The 4698-nt window shown below is 66.1% G+C and carries 5 protein-coding genes and 1 pseudogene; all 6 read left to right on the top strand.

Annotated elements, in window-relative coordinates; genetic code table 11:
• The first annotated feature begins 10 nt into the window (after positions 1–10).
• The 6 genes and pseudogenes from ABZ471_RS47795 (at position 11) to ABZ471_RS47770 (ending at position 4607) form a co-directional block, all read left to right on the top strand.
• A complete protein-coding gene (locus ABZ471_RS47795) occupies positions 11–106 on the top strand; it encodes a hypothetical protein (protein ID WP_359075429.1) in 96 nt (31 codons plus the stop codon).
• Positions 97–888 (top strand): annotated as a pseudogene (locus ABZ471_RS47790) (transcriptional regulator); the annotation flags it as partial. The gene ABZ471_RS47795 and the pseudogene ABZ471_RS47790, both read left to right, overlap by 10 nt.
• A 12-nt stretch (positions 889–900) precedes the next feature.
• A complete protein-coding gene (locus ABZ471_RS47785; protein WP_359075428.1) occupies positions 901–1458 on the top strand; it encodes an XRE family transcriptional regulator in 558 nt (185 codons plus the stop codon).
• Positions 1459–1895: 437 nt separating this feature from the next.
• A complete protein-coding gene (locus ABZ471_RS47780; protein WP_359075427.1) occupies positions 1896–2984 on the top strand; it encodes a PP2C family protein-serine/threonine phosphatase in 1089 nt (362 codons plus the stop codon).
• 230 nt (positions 2985–3214) lie between these two features.
• Positions 3215–4018 (top strand): hypothetical protein, encoded by an 804-nt coding sequence (locus ABZ471_RS47775; protein ID WP_359075426.1) that lies wholly within the window; start codon positions 3215–3217, stop codon positions 4016–4018.
• A 376-nt stretch (positions 4019–4394) separates the two neighbouring features.
• Positions 4395–4607 (top strand): hypothetical protein, encoded by a 213-nt coding sequence (locus tag ABZ471_RS47770; RefSeq protein WP_359075425.1) that lies wholly within the window; start codon positions 4395–4397, stop codon positions 4605–4607.
• Positions 4608–4698: the final 91 nt, after the last annotated feature.

The following is a 4698-nucleotide window of genomic DNA, read 5'->3' as shown; positions in this document are numbered from 1 at the left end:
CCCGGCGAAGCTGCGCGAGACGGCGGGGCACCTGCAGAACTTCGCGCAGGCCTTCGGCGCCGTCGCGTCAGGCATGCAGAATCTCGACTCGTCGGGTCCCGGGTGAAGGCTGCCAAGGACAAGTGGGCGGAGCTGGACGCAAGTCTGCTGCCCAGCCCGTTCACACCGAAGGGCGAGCGTCCCGAAGGCCCGGCCTGGTACGCGACACCGACCGTGGCGTACGCGGTGGAGTTGGGCTACGAGGTGCGGCCGATCGAGGCGTGGGTGCGCTACGAGAACGGCCGCTACCTGGACGGCTGGTACAACCGGCTGCGGGACGCCTACCTCGCCACGATGGCCGACCTCGGCGTGGACGCGGACCTGTCGCCGGCCGACTTCCTGGCGGCGATGGACGGCTACAAGGAACGCGACCCGGAGCTGGCGATCGCCGTCTCGGCGATCAAGGCAACGGTCAAGGGCGGGCTGGGCAAGCTGCGTGAGCGTCCCCGGGGTGAGGGCTGGCGGCCGGGCGAGCCGTGGCGGGCGCTGTCCCGTCCGACCTGGCGGCCGGACATCCGCGCGGCGGTCATCTCCCGCACCCGGATCAACCTGCACCGCAAGATCGTCAAGCACGCGTCGTACACCGGCCAGTACCCGGTCGCGATCCTCTCCGACTGCGTCGTCTACGCGGCCAACGGCGAGAGCCCGCTGGACTTCCTGCCGTACCGGGAGGGCAAGCCGCTGCCCGGCGGCTTCAAGCTCGGCATCAACCCCGGCCTGGTCAAGCACGAGGGCACCCAGTCCGTGCTGTGGGGTGAGGAGGTCCGCGAGCGGTTCAACGCCCCGGAGCTCAACCTCGCCCGGTACATCAAGGACGGCACCGTCACCGACGCCGACAACGGAGAGTAGGAGAGGGCGACGATGAGCCTGTTCGGGGACGGCCTGGACACCGCGGTGCAGAAGGCGTTCACCCGTCCGGCGCCCAAGAGCGCGGGCGCGCAGATGCGATACCTGGTCAAGCAGCTCAAAGGCACCAAGCCGGTCGCCCAGATGCTGCGCATCTCCCAGCGCACCGTCGAACGGTACGTGAAGGACCAGATCAGGAAGCCCCGCGCCGATCTCGCCGCGCGCCTGGAGCGCGAGGTGAAGAAGCGGTGGCAGCCGCAGATCCGGGCAAAGGCCCGGCGGCAGGCGGCGACCACCGGCGGCATCGTCATCGACGCCCGTGCCCGGATCGGCTACACCGCGCCGATCGGCTCCACTGACGAGGACCGGCTCCGGCACCTGACCGTCGCCCTTCCGCCCCGCTACGCCGCCCGCCTCTTCGAAGCTCAAGAGGCCGGCGCCAGTGACCAGCAGCTGCGCGAGATCGCAGCCGAAGGGCTCAAGGAGGTGTACTTCCAGGACAACGGCCGCCGCGCCGGGCAGCTGGAGGAGGTCCGCTTCACGGACATCGAGCACATCGAGTTCGACCTGTAGCAGCCGCGCCCCGAACAGCCTGCGAGCCCGGATGTGACTGAGCGCTTCACTTGGCGGCTGAGTGCTTCAGTCGGCGGGTGAGCGTTTACTTGGTGGGCCTGCTCGTCAACGCGGGCGGCTAGCCCGGAGGCGTACTCACTGAGTGCGGCGGACGCCTCCGGCGACGGGCTGTCGAGCGCACGAACGGTGAAGGCGAGCCGTCCGTCGTGCTTGCCGGTGCTCACCGTCTGAAGGCGGGTTGGTCGATGTGAGAGGCGATGGAGTCGAGGTGCGGCGCGTGCCGGTCACGGCCCCGGACGCCCGGGCAGCGATGAGTGGAACAGTCCACTCCAGCGGGGCAGGCTGTATCCATGCGGATGCTCTTCCGCCTAGCTCCTCCGTCCGGAGCGGGCGGTCATAGCCGGGCTCTCTTCCGAGTCGCGCAGTGCGTGCCATTCGTGATCATACTGCTCGGGCTGGGGATCGAGCTCTCGCCTGCGCACGATATCTACACCGGCCCTCTCCTCGTCGCGATGCCGGCCTTGGCTTCGCTGACGATGGGCCCGAAAGGCACCCTTGCGGCAGCGGCTGGAGCTCTGGCCGTCAGCCTGGCGACCACCACCCTGCACGAGGCGTGGGGTGGCCTGCTGATCTACAGCAACCTCCTGGGCCTCCTCGTGGTGTCCGTGGCCAGTGTCATCACGAGTAAGGCTGTGCGCACGCGCAGGCAGAGCGAGCTCGACCAGGTTCGCCGGGTTGCCGTGGCAGCGCAAAGAGTCATGCTGCGGCCCGTACCAGCCCGGCTGGGGCCGGTACGGGCGGCCAGCATGTATCTCGCGGCCGAGACGGGAGCGCAGATCGGCGGCGATCTGTACGAGGCCGTAGAGACCCGGTACGGGGTCCGGATGATCGTGGGCGACGTCCGCGGCAAAGGGCTGCCCGCTGTGGGTTTGGCCGCGGCCGTGCTGAACGCCTTCCGGGAGGCCGCGCACTATGAGCACGACCTGGTGGAGGTGATGAACCACTGCGCGGCTGCGCTGCACCGGGAGCGAGCCGCGCCGGGCGCGGAAGACCCGGACGAGAGGGAAGACCAGGCGGAGGATTTCGTCACCGCACTCGTGGCTCAGGTGCCCGACAGCCTCGAGGTCCAGGTGGTCAATCGCGGCCATCCGCCTCCGCTGCTACTGCACCAGGGCAAGGTTCACGCCCTGATGCCCAGCTCACCACTGCCACCCCTGGGCCTGGACGACTTCATCACCGGTCCTCCCGCCAAGGCGGAGAGCTTTCCGCTCACACCCGGTGACTATCTGCTGCTGTACACCGACGGCGTGATCGAAGCCCGCAATCCCGACAGCGTCTTCTTCGCCTTGCCCGAGGCCATGGAAGCGGTGCCCACCTGGACTCCGTCGCAGTTCCTGGAACAACTGCACCAGGCATTGATCCGTCACACCGGGGGCCACCTAACGGACGATGCGGCGATGATCGCCGTTGACCGACTCAACGAAGAAGTGGGCGAACCAGCAGTCGGCGCAGCTGCTGACTCCTGAAGTACAGACCGCATTGATCTCCCTGCCACGTCCCGAGCGCGGCGTTTGACGAAACCCGCCGACTGTGTCCTGTGCGATCGAAGCTTGAGCGTGTGCCATTCAAGGTTGAGCACGCTTAGGCGTCCGCCGGAAACCCGTGGCGGTCTCCCAGGCTGATCTGCGCCTGACGGGTCGGGGATGCAGAATGGCACTAAAGCAGGCAGATCACCGTCTACCAATGGACACTCTCAGTGACCGCCGAGTCCTACATCCTCGACCAACGGCCGTTCGTGAGGCTTGGCTGCTCTGATGCGCCTCTTCGTTTCGTCGATGGCGGGAACGTTCCAGACCGTGCGCCAGGTGGCCGGTATCTGACGCTCGATGGCGAACTTGCCTTCGAGTTGAGTTTCTGGTGCGGCACCTGTCCCTTCTTGTTCGAGCGACTGTACGGAGCCAATCACGCTCTGTCCCTGGACGTCCTCCAGGAATGCCTCAACGAAGGCCTCAGCTGTGTGGATAATGACGTCATAAAGTGCGTTTCGGCGCTCCTGTCAAGAGGTGAATACCTACCCATACTGGAGGAGCTGCCACCGCGGCTCGTCATGCCCATGCAGGCCGGCGACTACTTTTCCGAAGATCAAGACAACGACGGCTTTTGGGGCTTGCCACACTACCCGCGAACGCCGTACTACCGTTCCGCCTCTTGGCGGTTGGTCCCTCGACGATATGAGTTCCTGAGCCCACGCCTGTATGAGTTCGTAGTGCCGATGGTGCCGCCGAGCTGGAATGACCGGCGGACGGTGGAGGAACAGGCCATACGCCTGGCTGTCAGCTCTGCTCCGACCTGCCTCAGCCTCTCGGTACTCGATATCTGCGCAGACGACTGGCACCTTGCGCATTTCCTCCTGGACGGACACCACAAGATGGAGGCAGCAGCCGAGCACGGACGTCAGTTGCGTCTTCTCAGCCTGATATCACTCGACTACAGCCTTGCGGCACGTGAGGACATCCTCGAAGTCCCAGTCGTGCTGGCACGTCCTTCCAAGCCCTCCTGAACGCACGCCACTCCATCTTCGATGGCAAACGCTCAAGGTTCGATGACACGCCCTCAACTTTTGATGGCACAGGACAGACTGAAGCGTGTCCCGTCTTCTGCGATCTGGCTCCGATCTCAGTTGATCTGGTCCGACTCGCTCTTCGTCTCAGGCGATCTGGTCCGTCGGTGCTGCTGTCGGTGTGGGATGGCAGGCTTCGCCCATGACTTATGACCTTGCTGTCTGGGAAGGCGAGCGGCCTGCAGATGACGGTGCTGCTGGCCAGTGCGCCGGCCTGATCCGCCTGACAGACCCTAGGACCGTTCCACCGTCTCCAGGTACAGCTTCACGTAGCGGTCCACGTCCACGTCCAGCGCCACGTCCACCAGGGCCTTTCGTGGCCGGCGGCCCGATGGTCATCGGCGAGTGGGCCGATGACACGACCGCCCGCCGTAGCTGGCGCGACTGGGTCGGGCTGTACGGCAGCGACGAGAAGGTGGTCATCCGGCTCACTCAGGAGGCCGCCGACAGCGAGCACGTGCTACTGGCATGGGAGCAAGGGCGGGCCGTCGAGGCGGGCTCGGACGGCGGGCACCAGTCCGGGAGCTAGGACGTGTTTGAGATGTTGATCAAGGTCGTGAAACGATCTTCAGATGTCTCGTGGCGATCTGACGGATGCACAGTGGGAGCGGCTGGAAGCG

Origin of the sequence: Streptomyces sp. NPDC005728, assembly GCF_040630895.1 — a bacterium.
GTDB lineage: Bacteria > Actinomycetota > Actinomycetes > Streptomycetales > Streptomycetaceae > Streptomyces.
The sequence above is the reverse complement of the archived record's forward strand: the minus strand, read 5'-3'. Positions and strand labels throughout refer to the sequence as shown.

Bases quoted from the DNA above. Each gene is read 5' to 3' on its own strand.
- ABZ471_RS47785 (WP_359075428.1), top strand. From the start codon at position 901: ATGAGCCTGTTCGGGGACGGCCTGGACACCGCGGTGCAGAAGGCGTTC.